Annotated in this window: 17 protein-coding genes and 1 pseudogene; all 18 read left to right on the top strand. The window is 40.8% G+C overall.

The annotated features are described in order from the left end of the window. Positions 1–419: 419 nt before the first annotated feature. A complete protein-coding gene (locus tag WC5_RS25070) occupies positions 420–719 on the top strand; it encodes a hypothetical protein (RefSeq protein WP_000650311.1) in 300 nt (99 codons plus the stop codon). A gap of 9 nt (positions 720–728) precedes the next feature. Next, entirely contained in the window at positions 729–1,145 is a 417-nt protein-coding gene (locus tag WC5_RS00065; RefSeq protein ID WP_012421208.1) for a DUF4097 family beta strand repeat-containing protein, read from the top strand. Between the two features lie 14 nt (positions 1,146–1,159). After that, positions 1,160–1,453, top strand: a complete 294-nt coding sequence (locus tag WC5_RS00070; RefSeq protein ID WP_000954638.1) for a hypothetical protein — start codon at positions 1,160–1,162, stop codon at positions 1,451–1,453. Positions 1,454–1,695: 242 nt separating this feature from the next. Further along, positions 1,696–1,881 (top strand): annotated as a pseudogene (locus WC5_RS24540) (toxin-antitoxin system HicB family antitoxin); the annotation flags it as partial. 361 nt (positions 1,882–2,242) lie between these two features. After that, a complete protein-coding gene (gene taxA / locus WC5_RS00075; protein WP_000781813.1) occupies positions 2,243–2,746 on the top strand; it encodes a relaxosome-coupling protein TaxA in 504 nt (167 codons plus the stop codon). A gap of 3 nt (positions 2,747–2,749) precedes the next feature. After that, positions 2,750–3,979 (top strand): DNA relaxase/nickase TaxC, encoded by a 1,230-nt coding sequence (gene taxC / locus WC5_RS00080; protein ID WP_016231858.1) that lies wholly within the window; start codon positions 2,750–2,752, stop codon positions 3,977–3,979. A gap of 76 nt (positions 3,980–4,055) precedes the next feature. After that, complete coding sequence (locus tag WC5_RS00085) at positions 4,056–4,349, top strand: helix-turn-helix transcriptional regulator (RefSeq protein WP_000134733.1); 294 nt, start codon at positions 4,056–4,058, stop codon at positions 4,347–4,349. Then, the gene (locus tag WC5_RS00090; protein WP_000760375.1) at positions 4,346–4,561 is read left to right on the top strand and encodes an EexN family lipoprotein; all 216 of its coding nucleotides are present in this window, start codon (positions 4,346–4,348) and stop codon (positions 4,559–4,561) included. Before WC5_RS00085 ends, WC5_RS00090 begins: the two co-directional genes overlap by 4 nt. A gap of 356 nt (positions 4,562–4,917) precedes the next feature. Then, the gene (locus WC5_RS00095) at positions 4,918–5,538 is read left to right on the top strand and encodes a lytic transglycosylase domain-containing protein (protein WP_000157549.1); all 621 of its coding nucleotides are present in this window, start codon (positions 4,918–4,920) and stop codon (positions 5,536–5,538) included. Positions 5,539–5,551: 13 nt separating this feature from the next. Then, the gene (locus WC5_RS00100) at positions 5,552–5,878 is read left to right on the top strand and encodes a TrbC/VirB2 family protein (protein WP_000008647.1); all 327 of its coding nucleotides are present in this window, start codon (positions 5,552–5,554) and stop codon (positions 5,876–5,878) included. 18 nt (positions 5,879–5,896) lie between these two features. Beyond that, positions 5,897–8,644: a VirB4 family type IV secretion/conjugal transfer ATPase gene (locus WC5_RS00105; protein ID WP_016231857.1), complete on the top strand. Its 2,748-nt coding sequence runs from the start codon at positions 5,897–5,899 to the stop codon at positions 8,642–8,644. 11 nt (positions 8,645–8,655) lie between these two features. Next, positions 8,656–9,372 carry a type IV secretion system protein gene (locus WC5_RS00110; RefSeq protein WP_016231856.1) on the top strand — a complete coding sequence of 239 codons (717 nt, stop codon included), beginning with the start codon at positions 8,656–8,658 and terminating at the stop codon, positions 9,370–9,372. An 11-nt stretch (positions 9,373–9,383) separates the two neighbouring features. Beyond that, positions 9,384–10,478 carry a TrbL/VirB6 family protein gene (locus WC5_RS00115; protein ID WP_000046889.1) on the top strand — a complete coding sequence of 365 codons (1,095 nt, stop codon included), beginning with the start codon at positions 9,384–9,386 and terminating at the stop codon, positions 10,476–10,478. Positions 10,479–10,992: 514 nt separating this feature from the next. Continuing rightward, a complete protein-coding gene (locus tag WC5_RS00125) occupies positions 10,993–11,679 on the top strand; it encodes a VirB8 family type IV secretion system protein (protein ID WP_001290765.1) in 687 nt (228 codons plus the stop codon). Further along, positions 11,676–12,584 carry a P-type conjugative transfer protein VirB9 gene (virB9, locus tag WC5_RS00130; protein ID WP_001329500.1) on the top strand — a complete coding sequence of 303 codons (909 nt, stop codon included), beginning with the start codon at positions 11,676–11,678 and terminating at the stop codon, positions 12,582–12,584. Before WC5_RS00125 ends, virB9 begins: the two co-directional genes overlap by 4 nt. Continuing rightward, entirely contained in the window at positions 12,577–13,695 is a 1,119-nt protein-coding gene (gene virB10, locus WC5_RS00135) for a VirB10/TraB/TrbI family type IV secretion system protein (protein ID WP_016231855.1), read from the top strand. Before virB9 ends, virB10 begins: the two co-directional genes overlap by 8 nt. A gap of 1 nt (position 13,696) precedes the next feature. Beyond that, on the top strand, positions 13,697–14,725 hold the full coding sequence (gene virB11, locus WC5_RS00140; protein ID WP_000017225.1) for a P-type DNA transfer ATPase VirB11: 1,029 nt from the start codon (positions 13,697–13,699) through the stop codon (positions 14,723–14,725). After that, positions 14,712–16,574, top strand: a complete 1,863-nt coding sequence (gene taxB / locus WC5_RS00145; RefSeq protein WP_000847106.1) for a relaxosome-coupling protein TaxB — start codon at positions 14,712–14,714, stop codon at positions 16,572–16,574. The genes virB11 and taxB overlap by 14 nt, the downstream gene beginning before the upstream one ends. The last annotated feature ends 1 nt before the right edge of the window (position 16,575 follow it).

The following is a 16,575-nucleotide window of genomic DNA, read 5'->3' as shown; positions in this document are numbered from 1 at the left end:
GTTGCGCCCGTAGTTCGCTGACGCTCACACGCGCAGTACAGCGCCCCGCCATGCTGCAATGCACCAGGGCGGGGTAAACTCGCTGGCGCTCGCGCTAACTGCGGCATTCTGCGGCGCAAATCAGCATAATCATGGCCTGCTGGTCAGTTGGGCTTTGCAGGGTGAAGGGATGGCCTGTGCACCCTGGTACGTTCGTCAGCGGCTGCGCCGCGCTTCGGGGCGATGTGGCTCCTGTGCTGCCCTGGTATTTTCGTTCGCCCCTTCCATCCGCTTACGCGGATTAAAAAACGTGATAACAATCACTTATCGAGTAAAAAAACGGGAGAAAACTTGCAAATACGACTTAAAAGTCGTATTATTATTTCATCGAAAGGGGAATGGCCCCTCTCACAATAGCCCAGCAGGGCAGGAGATTTAAAATGAAATGCTCATCTGTTTTTACTTCAACCACTAATCATGTTTTCACGTTCGAACGAGTAACGCTTTGCACTATTATCCTTATGCATAAGGATACGGGACAACAGTATGTTGTCATATTTACTGATAACAATAAAATTCGTGACTATAAAACCGGAATTGTTCCTCAGTTTGGCGAACTTAAGCAGAGTGATGTTGATTTAGTCCTTTTCTACAGGGACGAATATGAAAAATATTTTGATTCGTTAAAAGATGGCGATGAATGCTTAAGTTTTAAAGATTTTATTGAGTGCCTTCGTTAAGCATTATGAATGCAGGGGCATCCCTGCATTTTCCTGAAAGGAGTTGATTTTATGAAAAGTGTTTATGTTGTTGGCAAAGGTTTAATCGTTGCCGGTAATAAAATTACCATCGATGGAAAAGAGCATGTCTCGGTAGAAAATAGTGAAAACATTGTTGTCACTGATGATTGTATTAAAATTGGTAATAAAACAGTGGTTTTTAAAGGCAGGAGTATTAAGGTAGAAATACATGGGAATGTAAATAAAATAGTAACCGAAAATGCTGATGTCAGTATTCATGGGAATGCTGGGGATGTTGAAACCGTGAGTGGTGATGTTGATTGTCATCAGGTTAATGGCGATATAACCACTGTAAGCGGTGATGTTACTTGTGGAGATGTTTCTGGTGACGTAACCACTGTCAGCGGAGATATAAACAGAAAATGATCACGGAATCGGATATGCTTACTGAAGCTAAAAAAATGGCAGTAGAGATGATGTTCTGGCCTGCTTGTCCTGTAGATGATGATTATTGTTTCGACGCTATAATGTATACATCAGTTATTGACAGGAAGTTTGAAGATGAACATGGGGTATATCTTCATCAGGTTTACAAAGAACTATGCTCAACACCTGAATTAAAAAAACTTCTAAAAAAGAAAGCAATAAAATTGATTGCTTTTAAGTACGATATTGATCTTGATTCAGCTAACAAGATTTTAATGAAAAATATGCTAAGGAGGATTGAAAACTGAAAAAGTGAAAGTGATCAGGTTGCTGGAACAACCTGATCACGTTATCGACAATCAAAACTGAATGAGGTTTTTAAATGTCAACGCGGCAGATCGTACAGCTTGCTGACTCCCTTGTCAAAGGCTGGGAAACCAGAATTCCGGCAATGAAATTTAGCGAATGGGATCAATTCCGGTGGTGGTTAAACTACCTGCAAGGGTATGAAATGTTTTAAATAAAAAAGGGGCTTTCTGCCCCTTTGTAAGCAGAACTGGAACAGGAGTTTAAAACATCGGTTGATCTGTATTTACAGTCTTGTGTGGAGGATGGAAAGGAACCTGATACCCCGTTTAAAGGCGTGTTTAACGTCAGGCTTGATCCAGAACTGCATCGTCGGGTAGCTGAAATGGCGATGGAAGAAGAAGTCAGTAATCATCGCGCAGGGGCTTAATTGCCCTTGTTTTTTATGCCCTGTAAGGGCATGGGAGGCGCTTTGCGCCGGAAGCCCCGCAGCGCAGCGAGGACTTAAAAAGCGTTACGGCTTCAGCCGTAACAATTCCCAGCCCTGCCAGGCCTGTTTTTTCTTTCACAAATCTTTCAGCTATACGTTTGCCTGATGGTCGAAGACGAAAGAATCTTTCAGCAACGAAATCTGGACATATGCAGCGACGATTTTATAGCCAGGCACAGTGCCACATATGGTACAATCAATGCAGGATAGACAATCCGATGTCAAATGTTAACATTTGAATCAGATTGTCCAAAAACGATGTTTTTGCCTGTGCCTGCCGCAGGCTCTGTTGGGGTGACTTATGAAGATGATAGCGTTCAGGCTAAGTGATGATGAGTTAAAATTTGCAGAACATAACGCTATTTTAAGTGGATTTACCAGTATCAATGCTTTTGCTAAGCATAACGTGCTTAATATTGAAACCAAGCCTGTTAACATCCCAGTTAATAATGAACCAGCAAAGCTGGTATCAGTGCGTCTTTACCCTCATGAAATAGAACTTGTTAAACGTAATGCTGCTCTTCACGGCATGAGCATGAGCAGAGAAATTGCTATTCGTGTGCGTCAGTCTTTGTTAAAGAGTGAAGTCTGTCTTTACCCTGATGAAGTTAAGGAACTTAAAAAACTATCAACTGCTGTAGATCGTGTTGGTCGCAACATTCATTTTATCATAAAAGGTGAAAGATTCTGTACGGTTAACGATCCAGATTTCAGAAAAGACGTTATTGAAGTGATTGAACTGTGTAAGCAAATTGATTCAAAACTTGAAACGTTAACCAAGAGTGTTGTTAACAGATTTGGGTGATTTATGGGTGTGTATGTAGAACAGGAATACCGTATTAAACGCGCTAAAGGGACTGGGCGTGATCCGAAATCTCCTAAGTTATCGGGAAGACATATACATGCCAGTAAATCGGCTTTTAATCATAAAGTCAGACATGGTGCGGACAAGAAAGCATATACCTGGACACCTACAAAAGAAGTCACTTTTAAAATCACTGGCTCAGGTAAAACAGCCGCAGGTATCAAAAACGGTATTGATTACATTACCCGTAATGGTGAACTTGAGGCTTACTGTTATGATGGAAAAGGTTCAGAGCAAACAGGGAAAGGAGAAGACTTTAACAGGGAGTTTACTTCAACTTTATCTAAAGGAAATGATTACTCCAGGACATATCGTGGAGAAAACATCGATCATGTGAAAAACATGGTCTTTTCACCACCACCAGAAGCTGGAGTAAGCAGGGAAGACGCTCTGAAAGCTACGGTAGAATTTCTTAAAGAGACTTATCCAAACCATGCTTTCGTTGCCGTATACCATGATGATAAAGAAGATCATCCTCATGTACATGTTAATATTAAACTTCGTGATGAAGAAACAGGAAGAAGATTAAGACTTACCAAATCTGAAACCAGGAAGTTCAGAAACGGTTTTCATAGAAAACTGAAAGGTATGGGATATGATGTTACTGCTACCTGGAAAAAAGATCCCGAACGTAAACGGGAGATTGAGCGATTACAGGCTGAAAATCCGAAAAGACTCCGGAATGTTTACAAGGTTGTGGATTTTGGGGAGACTTCATATCAGAATAAGGCAGGGGAAAAACGAACACCTTTCCTCACTTATGAAACTTTAAAAGGTGGAAAACAGGTTACGATTTGGGGTAAAGACCTGAAAAATCATTTCGAGTCTGAAAAGCTCCAGCCAGGAACGCTTATCAAAGTTAAAAAACTGGCTCCCACGCTTGTACGTAGCCCGATGTTTAATGATGATGGAACTGTTGCAGGCTACAGGGAAACGCATCGCAATAACTGGCAGATTGAAAATATTGCCCTTGAGCGGAACAGAGAACGTCAGGTTCATGAGCGTGAAACTAGGCAACCGGAAGAGAGCGACGTTAAAAAACAGCTATCCAGAAAACATGAGCAAGGTCACAATATCGGTTTTGCTCTTGAATACGGGTTTACAAAGGATTCAGAAGAACATAAAAAACTAAGAATACAGCAAGAGAGGAACTGGAAAGGCCTGGGATTTTAATTTGATTTCGGCGCAGGTGAACAAAGCGGCTACTTTGCTCACCTGCTGATCACAACAACCTACGAGGGAGGTTATCATGACTGAGCATGATGCTATCTGCATTTCTGCACTTCATCAAATTTTTAGTGATGAAGAACATTTGAGTGAGCAACAAAAAGACATTATTCTGATGTACGCTTATGGCTATACCCTGAATGAAATTGCTGATTTCAAAGGACTAAAGCCTTCAACTGTCAGAAAATATCTCGATTCTGTAAGAGCTGAACTGGGAGGTGTCTCGTTGGCAGGGATCAGAACACTGGTACTCATTCGGACTAATGCCCTTCTCGTGTCAAGTCTTTCCAGGATCAGTGAGAGGGGGAATTTATGAAAAAATATCTGCTTTTTGCTTTGCCGTTCTTCGTTGTTGGTTGTAGTGAAGAAGTAAAAAGTGTGGATTGGTGGGGGCAGCATCTTACGGAAGCTAAACAAAAGCAGGCAGAGTGTGAGAAGTCTGGCTCTGATTCTCAGAACTGTAAGAATGTTAAACAAGCATTGTTTATTCAGTCTCAGAAGGATGCTCCAGTCCCTACATTCGATTAACTAATGTTTAAATCATACTAAAGCGCCCATATGGGCGCTTTTTTTTTGCATGATCACACGAATCATAATATGACCATTTTGTCAATGTTATTTGATCGTATTGTTGAGCATTGTTATTTTGCGAATCATGTTCGCATCTAAAACAAATCCAAAACACACTTATAGTGGATTGATTAAATGAAGGAGAAATCAGATAAGTCATCGGAAAAAGGGGTTTATGTCACGATAAAACTCGATCCCAGGTTGAATGCATTTATCGAAGAGAAAACGAAAACATCTTTGCTTAGTAAGAGGAAGCAAATTATTTACTTATTAATGCAGAGTATGCGTATTGATGGATATATGGAGCGTTAGCTATGGCGTCTTTATTCCCAGCCTTGTTGCTGTGTGCGGCGTCAGTTCATCCGGATACGATAAATGATATTGCACGGGTCGAGAGTGGCTTCAATCCTTATGCTGTGGCTGAAATTATTCCTGAAAGGGAACGCGGTAGCTATGGCAAAAGTGTTATCAGTCATATGCCCAAAAGTAAGGAGGAAGCTCTAACAGTTATCAGAGAAATTGAAAACAGAAAAAGACGTTATTCTGTCGGATTGATGCAGATTACCAGCAGTAATTTTTCTTTTTATTCCACGTCCGCAGAAAAACTCCTTGATTCGTGTGAAAACTTGTCTGTTTTCGAAAAGATTATCGTGGATTGTTATAAACGAGGGAGGAGCCTGGAGAATGCGCTTAGTTGTTACTATACAGGAAATTTTAGTAACGGTAAGCGAAAAGAAAAAGAATTTAATAATACAAGTTATGTTGAGCGAATTGGTTATACAGGGAACGAAAAAAAATATGTTGTACCAGGTACAAGAAGCAACGGGGGAGAACAGCGAAAAAATCGTTCACACAATGCGTCAGTTATCTGGCCCGAAACCATTCTGAAATCTGCTTTTGTTGATAACTCACATCCAACAAAAGTTATTAATTAACAGGACTTATAAAATGTCATTTAAGAAATCAGTATGTAATCGTATCAGTTCATCTGTCACTGCTGTAATGCAGCGTAAAAATAAGGTAGTTATGGCAGTCGCCGGGGCAACAGTTGCATCACCGGCCTTTGCGGATGGATTTTCAAAAGCGGAAACACTGCTGGAAAAGGTTAAAACAGGGCTTAGTGGCCTTTCACTGGTCACGGTGACTATTGCCTGTCTGTGGGTCGGCTACAAGGTTCTGTTTGGTGGAAGCACGATTCGTGAATGCTCACCTATCATCATCGGGGCAATTGTTATCGCCAGTGCGGCTGAAGTTGCATCAATGATGGTTAACTAATAAAGCGGGGACGATAGTATGTCTACACTTTATAAAGCGATGACACGCCCTGCTATGTATGTGGGTGTTCCTGTCGTCCCTCTTACTGTGGTTGCAGGGGCGTTATTTCTGGCGGGGGTTTATATCAGCAAGCTGATCTGGCTGGCTATTCCTGTCGCGGTTTTTGTTCTCAGAATGATCACTAAACAGGACGACCACATTTTTAACCTTTACTTTCTTAAGCTGAAAATGCTCGGAAACTCAGTGTGTAATCGTTTTTTTGGCGCACGAGCGTTCCTCTCCGGACAATATGAAGCTGTTGAAATTGATGAGTTTGTTAATGCCATGAAACTGAATGAGCGAATCACTACTGGTAAATATATCCCATATTCAAGCCACGTTGATAAAAACATCGTCAAAACAAAAAACGGTGATTATGTAGCGACATGGCAACTGATGGGGATTAACTTTGAGTCAATCTCTGCGGAGATGTTAGAAACTATTGACTCACAGGTTGCCACTCTTGTTCGTTCATTTTCCGGACTGCCCGTTTCATTTTATAACCATTCATGCAGGGCGAGTTTTTATGATGCCTTTACCACAAAATCAGGTAATAAATATGCTGATATAATATCAGACTGTTATTATGGTTCGATGAAGAAAAATAAATTCAAGGGGAACACTCTTTACTTTACGCTGATCTACAGACCAGACGGGCGTGTAGAAAAACTGGAAAAACGCAAAAAAAGTATTAAAGAAAAGAAAGATGATATTAACATTCATGTGAAGAGAATGAATGAAATGATTAATACATTCTCTGGCGCTCTTGATAAATTTACTTGTAAACTTCTTGGTATGTATGAGGAGAACGGAAAGGTATTTTCTTCTCAACTGTCATTCTATAATTATCTTTTGACAGGGAAGTTGCAAAAAATCAGAGTCACTGATTCTCCGGTGTATAACGTTCTTGGTGGAGTGGATGTATTTTTTAATCATGATACCGGACAGATATGCCGCATTGATGGAAATAAATTCTTTCGTTCTATTGAAATTAAAGATTTCTGTAGTGAGACTGCATCCGGTGTTTTTGATGTGCTCCAGTATTCTGATGCTGACTATATTATTACGCATTCATATACATCCATGAGCAAATCAGAAGCATTGAGTACCATTAAACGTGCGGAAAAACAGTTAAAGAGTACAGAAGATGATGCGGTTACTCAATTGCAGGAACTGGAAAAGGCAAAAAATGATATTGTGTCCGGTGATATATCCTTTGGTTACTACCATTTCACGCTAATGGTAATGGCGGACAGTATCAGGGAGCTTGACGAATCTGTAAGTAAAATTACGGCAGACTTTACTGACCTGGGCATTATTCCGGCATTGTCAACCATGTCATTGCCAGCAGCATATTTTGCCCAGCTTCCGGCGGTTTTTCATTTAAGACCGCGTTTATCTCCGGTATCGAATGTAAATTTTGTCGAACTGGCATCATTCCATAATTTCTACCAGGGGAAACGCGATAAAAACTGCTGGACAGAAGCGGTTGCTATTCTCAAAACACCAAGCAAACAGGCGTATTATCTGAATTTACATAACTCAGTACTGTTTAAAGATGAAACAGGTGAAAAGAATCTTGCTAATACTAAAGTTATAGGATCGTCGGGTTCAGGTAAGACAATTTTTCTGTCATATCTTGCCTGTTCATTACAGAAATACAATAACCCTGAAACTTTTGCTGATTCTGCAAAAAATAAGAAGTTAACGTGTGTCTTTCTTGATAAGGACAGAGGGGCTGAATTATGTATCAGAATGCTTGGTGGGGAATATTACACCGTAAAAAGCGGTGAGCCGACAGGATGGAATCCTTTTGCTCTGGAGGCAACAAAACGTAATCGTATTTTTGTCAAGCAACTGATGGAGATTCTGTGTACCAGAAATGGTGAAAGATTATCGACAAGAGAAAGATTGCTTATTAGCGAAAGTGTTGATGCTGTGATGGATTTTCCTCCTGGCGAAATGCGGGAATATGGTATTACCCGAATGCTTGAGCATCTTATGCAGAGAGATGATCGGGATGAGCAGGAGAACGGGATTATCCTTCGGTTGTCCCAATGGGCTAATGGTCAGGCTCATGGCTGGGTTTTTGATAATGCTAAAGACACATTCAATATTCAGCATGTCAATAATTTTGGCATTGATGGCACCGAGTTTCTTGATGATCCGATGGTATGTGCACCAATTACTTTCTATCTGCTGTATCGCATTACGCAGCTTCTTGACGGTCGGCGTCTTGTTATCTTCCTGGATGAGTTCTGGAAATGGCTACAGGATGAAGCATTCAGCGACTTTGTCTATAACAAGCTGAAAACAATTCGTAAGCTGAACGGGCTGGTTATTCCGGCAACTCAGTCTCCGGATGAAATACTGAAGAATAAGATTTCACGGGCTGTGGTTGAAGTATGCAGCACCAGTATTTATCTGGCTAACCCTGATGCCGATTACAATGATTATGTGGAAGGGCTTAAGCTGACACCAGAAGAATTTAATATTGTTAAAAATCTTGATCCAATGTCGAGACAGTTCCTGATTAAAAAAAGCAGTCTTAAAAAGGGGGATGGTAAATCATTTTCAGCACTTGCGACACTCGATTTATCGGGACTTGGTGGATATCTGAAAATATTGTCTGCCAGTGCAGATAATCTGGAAATTTTTGAAAGTATTTATCATGAAGGAATGGAGCCTGATGACTGGGTTCCTGAATATCTCGAACGGGCAATCTGACAGGTGAATTTATGAAACGTGTAAAAAAATTGATGCTGATATCATTATTGACGGCTTCATTTTATAGTAGCGCAGGAATTCCGGTTGCTATTGATGCCAGTCCGGAATGGGCTGTTGAAGCCGCAAGATGGACAGAACGACTCAAACAATGGTCCGAAACTGCGCAACATTATCAGAGTCAGATTCAGGCATATAAAGACCAGTTAGCCACGGCAACAGGTATAAGGAATATTGCGGCATTCACAAATGAACTAAGTAATCTACAATCAGAACTGACAAATATTTATAAGCAGGGGAACAGTTATATTTCTGATTTTACCAGTAATCCCGAAGGTGCATTGAGCAGCCAGGCTAAAAATCTGTTCAGCAAGTATGGAGCCTTCGATATGTGTAATACGGGCTATGAACGTAATGATAATCTCTGTAAAGCACGGATTGTGTCAACGGCTGCCAGTATTGAACAGGGAAATGAGATCAATAAGCAGTTATCAAGTGCAATGTCTCAGATTCAGAGTTTAAGTAGCCGAATTGAGGCTTCAAAGGATATCAAAGAATCCCAGGATTTGGCTAACGCATTACAGGCGCAGTCGTTAAAAATGCAGGCGATAAAAATGCAGTATGATGTCTGGAATAATAAAAATAAAGCAGATCATGAGATGTTGGTCACACAAGAACAAGAGGCCTTTATTAAACAGCAGAAAGAAGCTGAACCATTAACTTTTGATTAAAAGGTGGATATATGGCTCAGGGGTTTTTCGTTAAATATAATTCTACCGTTATGGATTCGGTAGATAAAATCAGCTCCAGTTATCAAACACAATTTGCTAATGATATTATGTCGTTAGCGACGGTATCGGTTACGTTATATGTACTATGGAAAGGATATCAAATACTTGCCAGTAAAACTCAGACGCCCTTGCAGGATTTAGTATGGGATCTATCAAAATTTGCAATCATAATCATGTTTATAACTAATGCGGATGGGTATTTAACTGCGGCTACTGATGCGTTGCAAGGCATGAAAGATGGTTTTTCTGGAGGGGTGAGTGTCTGGCAAACTTTAGATAACTTATGGAAAAGTACGCAAAATCTTGGTGCGGAAATATACTCTTTAGATAAATCAACATATGTTAAAGATCAAGGTGTAGTTGGTCAGTTTTTAATATGGACTGGCTCGCTTATTTTAATGGCTGTTAGTGTGGTTGTTTTTTTAACAGCAGATGTAACGATGAAACTCCTGATTATTACAGCACCGATATTTATCTTTTGTCTCATGTTTGGTTTTATTCGGAGCATGTTTAATAATTGGTTACAATCGTTATTCTCCAGTATTCTGACAGTTCTATTTGCCAGTTTAGTGATTCGGATAGCAATGGATTTTCAAGGGATGATCCTTTCCCATGCTATTCGTGCTGCACAAACAGGGAATGTAAATCTTGTATCTACAGGTGCTATGGGCTTTATGGCTGGGTTTTTGGGGGCTTTATTGGTTCTTATAGCTAAAGGTTTTGCTGTCCAGTTAGCAGGTGCAGGTGTTGAAGGTGCTGTTCAGGGCGCAGCCATGATGGGGCTGGGTGCTGCTGGTATGGCTACTGGTAAGTCTCTGATGCTTGGCGGTCGTGCTGGTTTAGGTTTTGGCTTAGGGATGGCCGGAAGAACGGGCATGAATTCTTTATCAGGGAAAGCAGGGAATCTGATGGGGCGTGGTGCGCGAACAGCCGCTGAATGGGCGGGTGAAAAGGGATATCAGGCGCTGGCTCCGACAGGTGCTTTGGGGATGAAGGCGAGAAGACTTGCATCCCTGGAAAAAGCACGAGCGAGGAACGCCGCATGAAAATAATGAAACGTTTTTTTTATGTGATGTCCCTGAACTGGATACTGGTGTTCGTTGATAAACATATCACCTCCGGATGGAGCAGGAAGAGAAAGCTAATAACCCAGCTTGTTATTTTAATCACGGGAATTACCTTATTTAAGGTCTTAGGTGGAATCAGTCAGAGCTGGTTGTGACATGCTTCATTATTTTGTCATGATACTTTATTTTGTCCTAATCCTTCTTTTAGGAGTGTTTACCTGCTTCGCAGGAATAAGACTTGGTTTAGGGCTTGCGGGGAAATGGAGAAAGGGTATGGATCTTCGCTTTTTGCTTCTTATTGGTGGGATTCTTTTTCTTCATCTTGGCCTTTATCTCTTAAAGGTGTTCGTGAACGCTTAATAAGGTGAATTTATGCGATGTGTGATTCTTTTGTTTTTCCTGTTTCAGATTTCCGGATGTACCACAAGGAATAACCTTCCTTCTGATGTTTCCGGCGAACTGGAACCCATTAACCACAGCCAGGTAATCAGTTATGAGTGAAAAAATCGAAAAGAAGATTGAGACAGCTAAATCCTTCGAAAGACAACTCTATGCAGAAAATGAACGGTCTAAGAAAAATGCATGGCGTGTTGCAGTGGCAGCATCATTACTGTCCTTATGTCTTGGGGCTGCAATTTGTGTTCTTGTGCCATTAAAAGAAAAAGAGCTTGCTATTGTGGCTGTTGGCGAAAAAACAGGCCGTACAGAACTGATTACTCAGGTTAAACAGGAAAAGATCCTGCAATCTGAAGCACTTGGGCGGTATTTTGTAAACACGTATATTACTTTACGTGAAGGTTATAATTATCCGTCTCTTCAGTATGATTATGAGACTGTACAGCTATATAGCTCGAATACAGTAAAGGACGATTATCTTCGTCTGTATAACAGCGATATGGCTCCTGATAAAATTTATCATAATAACGGTTCTTACGTTGCGGTTGAGGTCATCTCCAATATTATTTCTGACGCAACCGCGCCAGATAAACTGGCCTCTGTGCGCTTTAAAAAAACGACGAGAAACTTCACGACCGGACAGGTTTCAGTTTCATACTGGACGGCTCGTGTGACATATCGTTTTGAACCAGAAAAGTCGGTTAAAAGTTCCAGTCGTGAGCTTAATCCTCTCGGTTTTACTGTAACCAGTTACCAGACAGATCGGGAAGTCAGGGGGGAATGATGAAGAAATTATTTATTGCTACATGTTTATTGCTTCCTGGGCTTGTGTATTCAGCAGCGACTCCGTTACCTTCTGGATTTGATGCAAGGATGCAGACTGTGAGTTATAACGGTGCGAATACGACCGTTATCCGGTCAAAGACAGGATTTCTCACATCAGTTGTTTTTGATGAAGGTGAGGCTGTTATCAGTGCAAAGGCTGGTTTTCCTGCCGGATGGGAAATCACAACCGATGATAATGTTGTTTACATCAATCCGCGTCCCGTTGTTCAGGAACAGGAAGGCGATGAAGGCGAAAAACTGAAAAAGGTTTTCCAGCCAACAGAAAAGGAATGGGATACGAATCTTTTTGTCAGAACAACAAAGCGGATTTACAGTCTGGATCTAATCCTTCTGTCAGAAGAAAAACAAGCGCAACCTGCTTATGTTGTACAATTCCGCTATCCATCAGAAATAGCGAAAAAGAATGCAGAAGAAGTAAGGCTGGCAAAAGAAAAACAGGAAAAACTCAGACAGAAGAAACTGATTTCTGAAAGTTTTGAAAAAGCCGATGCGCCTAAAAACTGGAATTATTTCATGCGAGTCAATGAAAAATATGACAGTCGTCGTATCGCCCCTGATTTTGCTTATGATAATGGCATATTTACCTTTTTAGGTTTTAACTCAGGGAAAGTATTCCCAGCTCCATTTGCTGTAAGAGATGGTCAGGAACAGACACTTGCTTTTAATGTGGAAACAAAAGGCAAGTATAAAATTATGGTTATCCACAACGTTAATGACAAATTTGTTTTACGCTATGGAAACAGCGTTGTTGGTGTTGTGAATAAATCTTTCGGAAAAGTATTAACCGACCAGAGGAATACATCTTCTCCTGCGGTAGAACGTGTTGAGGTGAATAATGACTGATATGAAAAAAACAGATGATTTAGTTGATGATGCGAATCAGTCAAAGCTGGAAAGTAAACCCGTTCATGATATCGGTGATATCAGGAACAAAAATAATCGTATGCGTTCTGGCTTTCTGTTTGGTCTGATGGCTGTATTAGTTATTGGTTTTTTTGCGCTGAAAACATATAAAAATTATTTTGCAGATGACCAGCAGAAAGCATCAGAATCAACAGGCGATACCAGCATTTCTCAGGTAAGTAAAATCCGTACTGGTCTTGGTCAGAATTTTGACCCTGTTGAGAACAAAGCAATTATCAATCCAGGCGCTACTGGTTCTGGTAATACTGTTTCTGACGGTCATAAAGAAGTGCCACAGGAGGGGTTCAGGAAATATTTGTCAATACCTGTTGCTGGTCAGGGAGGGAGTCAGACTGGCGCGAGTGGCAGCAGCAGGACATCGCAGACATCAGAGCCACAGGAAGAAAGGAAAGAATCAAAAGAAAATGTGCCTGGTAAATCAGGAATGAAAGTAACTGCGATTAATCTCGATCCTGATCTCTATATTGAGGAAAACAGGCTTATACCGTGTGCTTTAACCACACGCTTTGTTTCTGATGTTGCAGGTCGTATCAGTTGTGTTTTTACAGAAGATGTATGGAGTGCTAATCACCACACAAAATTACTGGAACAGGGAACTAAGGCTTTTGGTCGTTACCAGACCGGAACGCTGAATCATGGACAGGGCAGAATGTTCGTTATGTGGGAGCAGTTGCGGACGCCTGATAATAAACGAATCGATATGGTAAATACAGCAGCAGCTGGTCCCCTGGGAGAAGCGGGCATTGATGGATGGATCGATTCTCACTTCTGGGAGCGTTTTGGTGGTTCTCTTATGCTCAGTATGGTTCAGGATGTAGCGGCGGCGGCGGCGGATAATGCACCTGGTAAAGATCGTAATGTGGATTATACCGAAAACTCACGACAGGCAATGGCTGAAATGGCTAAAGTCGCACTTGAGAATTCGATAAATATTCCTCCAACAATGTATAAAAACCAGGGTGACATAATCACTATTATGGTCGGGGAAGACATTGATTTTTCTGATATCTATGAGTTAAAGGTAAAATAGTATGAGTGGCGTTATTCCTGTCAGCATTAGCAATAAATCGCTCGATTTTTATAAAAATCAAGTATTCCAGTCTTTTCTTGATATTGAAGGGCTAACAGAAATTGCTGTCAACCGTCCTGGTGAAATCTGGACGGAAATTAATGGTGACTGGACATTCCATAATAATGACAGTGTGACCTTTGATTTTTGTAAACGTTTTTCTCATACGCTGGCATCATTTCGGGGAGATGAAATCGGCGATACCAAGCCATTACTTTCAGCAACACTGGAATCAGGAGAACGTGTACAGGTCGTTTTTCCTCCTGCATGTGAGAGAAATACTATTTCAATCACTATACGTAAACCATCGACACGGCAGATAACACATAAAGAATATGTGGCGAACGGTTTTTATGATTATGTCCAGTCAGGAAAAAAACACAGGACATACGATGATGAGCTTCTTGATTTATTCAGAGCGAGAAATATCGCTGCTTTTATGGAGCTTGCCGTAGCAGCAGGGAAAACCATTGTATTTGCCGGAGCAACGGGTTCCGGTAAAACAACTTATATGAAGAGTCTTATCGATTTCATACCATTGAATACACGGCTGATTACGATTGAAGATGCAGAGGAAATCAAATTTTTTATCCATAAAAATTATGTGCATCTTTTTTACCCTTCGGAATCCGGCAGTGATTCCGGCTCTATCATAACAGCAGCGAAATTAATCAAATCCTGTTTGAGGATGAAACCTGACAGAATTTTACTGGCGGAAATTAAAGGTGGCGATGCCTGGGATTTTGTGAAAGTTGCTGGTTCTGGTCACAGTGGAAGCATGACGTCCATTCACGCGGCCTCGGCAAAAGATGCCATCATTCAGATGGTGACAAAATGTTATCAGAACAGAGAATGTCAGAATCTTCCTTTTGATGTTCTTCGTAAAATCATTATGGACAGTATTGATATTGTTGTTCATGTAGGCAGGGATGGTGTTGTCAGGCATATGAGCGACATCTATTACAAAGGGGCTGAATGTGAAAACTTTTAATAAGTCGCAATCTGTTTTTATATTCGCTGTTATGCTTGTTGCGGCATGGTTTGCAGGTTCATTTATTTTCTTTGTGCTTTACTTCAGCCAGATAAAGAATCTGAAACCATTGAAGGCTGTGTTCAGATCCATTGATGCGTACAGGATGGATATTTTTACAGACAGCCTTACTTTATCTGTTGTGACTACGGATATCAGAGTTTTAGCCTTTGTTGCACTTGGAGCAGGATTTGTCGTGTCTCTTATCATCCCTGTTGCGGCGTTGATAAAACTGAACGAGAAGAAAGAAAATATTTTCGGTGATGCGCGATTTGCAACAATTAATGATATTCGTGAGTCTAACAGTTTCACGCTTGACGGTGACGAAAAAGACGGGATTATCGTTGGTATAAAAGACAAGAAAATCATACGCTATGTGGGAGCAGCATTCAGTGCTATGGGAGCCGGAACAAGGGCTGGTAAAGGTGCTGGTATAGTCATCACTAATCTTATGAAGTACTGGTGGAGTGTTATTATTCTCGATCCAAAAAGGGAGTGTTTTAATATCACCAGTCTTATCAGGAAGGTGATTTTAGGTCATGAGGTTTATAAATTTGATCCCTTTAGTCCGGTAACGCACCGCTTTAACCCTTTGTATTATGTCAGCATGGGAACGAGTGAAGGTTTTAATCAGCTTGAAAATCTTTCGTTGATTATTTACCCCTATAAGACAGATGGTGCGGATGCTGGTAGCTATCTTAATAAGACGGCGGGTGGTGTTTTTAAATCTTATGCTGTCGCTTTATGGTTTATGATTAAGAATGATAAGGCTGGACTAAAAACGCTTGATATTGAGCCTGTCTTCTCAATGTCTAAAATTAATCAGCTTTTTGAGCGTGCAGAACCCGAACATCTTCTTTCATTCATGAATGATATTCGTTCAGAATTAAGGGGGAAAGACAAAACGCTTGCTGATATTGGTGTCGCTGGCCTTAAGGCATTCATTGAGATGGAGGATAAAACAAAAGCACAACTCAAAAGCAACTTTCTTAATGGATTATCACCGTTTGCTAACCCCAATGTGGCAAATGCTACTGATGGAAATGATTTTGATTTGCGGCAGGTGCGGAAAAAGCGGATGACAATTTATTTCTGTATTTCTGGTGATAATGCCAGGTTGGCTGAAAAAATAACAAATATTTTCTTTCAGCTTGCTATACAGGTGAATCTTGAAAAGATGCCAACGGATGATCCGGAAATAAAGCATGACTGCCTTTTTCTACTGGATGAATTCCCGTCAATTGGTGCTGTAGATTACATCAAGAGTAAATCTGGTCTCATTGCTGGTTACAAGCTGAAATTGTTGATTGTTTACCAGGTCGGCTCTCAGCTTGAGGAAATCTACAGTTATGCAGGCAGTAAAACATTACTGGCAAGTGCACCCTGCAAAATTGTTTATTCCGCTTCTGATGTTAAAGATGCGCGGGAGTTATCAGAAGCGATGGGGACACGAACAGTAACTATCGGTTCGAAAAGCAAAAGTCGTAGTCGTGGAGGAACATCGAGATCTGAATCAGAAAGCCTTATTGAGCGTCCACTGGTAACAACAAATGAACTACTTACACTGAAATTTAGTGAAGAAATCCTGGCAATGAAGGGAGAAAACCCGATTCGTTGTGAAAAGGCATTCTACTATCTCAATGAGTATTTCTTTGGTGACTTTGTGAAGGTTGCTCCGGAACTTGCAAACATTTTCCCCAGGAAGAAAGGAAAGCTGGTTATGCCTCCACAGAAAGTATTTGAAAATGAAATCGTCGCAAAAGGGTATCTGGTAGTAAAAGATGTTCCTGATCTCGATAAAGCGGCATAAA

The organism is Escherichia sp. KTE114 (assembly GCF_000407765.1).
GTDB lineage: Bacteria > Pseudomonadota > Gammaproteobacteria > Enterobacterales > Enterobacteriaceae > Escherichia > Escherichia ruysiae.
The sequence above is the reverse complement of the archived record's forward strand: the minus strand, read 5'-3'. Positions and strand labels throughout refer to the sequence as shown.

Bases quoted from the DNA above. Each gene is read 5' to 3' on its own strand.
- WC5_RS00095 (WP_000157549.1), top strand. From the start codon at position 4,918: ATGGCGTCTTTATTCCCAGCCTTGTTGCTGTGTGCGGCGTCAGTTCAT.
- WC5_RS00085 (WP_000134733.1), top strand. From the start codon at position 4,056: ATGACTGAGCATGATGCTATCTGCATTTCTGCACTTCATCAAATTTTT.
- WC5_RS00125 (WP_001290765.1), top strand. From the start codon at position 10,993: ATGAGTGAAAAAATCGAAAAGAAGATTGAGACAGCTAAATCCTTCGAA.
- virB11 (WP_000017225.1), top strand. From the start codon at position 13,697: ATGAGTGGCGTTATTCCTGTCAGCATTAGCAATAAATCGCTCGATTTT.
- WC5_RS00100 (WP_000008647.1), top strand. From the start codon at position 5,552: ATGTCATTTAAGAAATCAGTATGTAATCGTATCAGTTCATCTGTCACT.
- WC5_RS00115 (WP_000046889.1), top strand. From the start codon at position 9,384: ATGGCTCAGGGGTTTTTCGTTAAATATAATTCTACCGTTATGGATTCG.
- WC5_RS00090 (WP_000760375.1), top strand. From the start codon at position 4,346: ATGAAAAAATATCTGCTTTTTGCTTTGCCGTTCTTCGTTGTTGGTTGT.
- WC5_RS00065 (WP_012421208.1), top strand. From the start codon at position 729: ATGCAGGGGCATCCCTGCATTTTCCTGAAAGGAGTTGATTTTATGAAA.
- WC5_RS00070 (WP_000954638.1), top strand. From the start codon at position 1,160: ATGCTTACTGAAGCTAAAAAAATGGCAGTAGAGATGATGTTCTGGCCT.
- virB9 (WP_001329500.1), top strand. From the start codon at position 11,676: ATGATGAAGAAATTATTTATTGCTACATGTTTATTGCTTCCTGGGCTT.
- WC5_RS25070 (WP_000650311.1), top strand. From the start codon at position 420: ATGAAATGCTCATCTGTTTTTACTTCAACCACTAATCATGTTTTCACG.
- WC5_RS00110 (WP_016231856.1), top strand. From the start codon at position 8,656: ATGAAACGTGTAAAAAAATTGATGCTGATATCATTATTGACGGCTTCA.
- taxA (WP_000781813.1), top strand. From the start codon at position 2,243: ATGAAGATGATAGCGTTCAGGCTAAGTGATGATGAGTTAAAATTTGCA.
- WC5_RS00105 (WP_016231857.1), top strand. From the start codon at position 5,897: ATGTCTACACTTTATAAAGCGATGACACGCCCTGCTATGTATGTGGGT.
- virB10 (WP_016231855.1), top strand. From the start codon at position 12,577: ATGACTGATATGAAAAAAACAGATGATTTAGTTGATGATGCGAATCAG.
- taxC (WP_016231858.1), top strand. From the start codon at position 2,750: ATGGGTGTGTATGTAGAACAGGAATACCGTATTAAACGCGCTAAAGGG.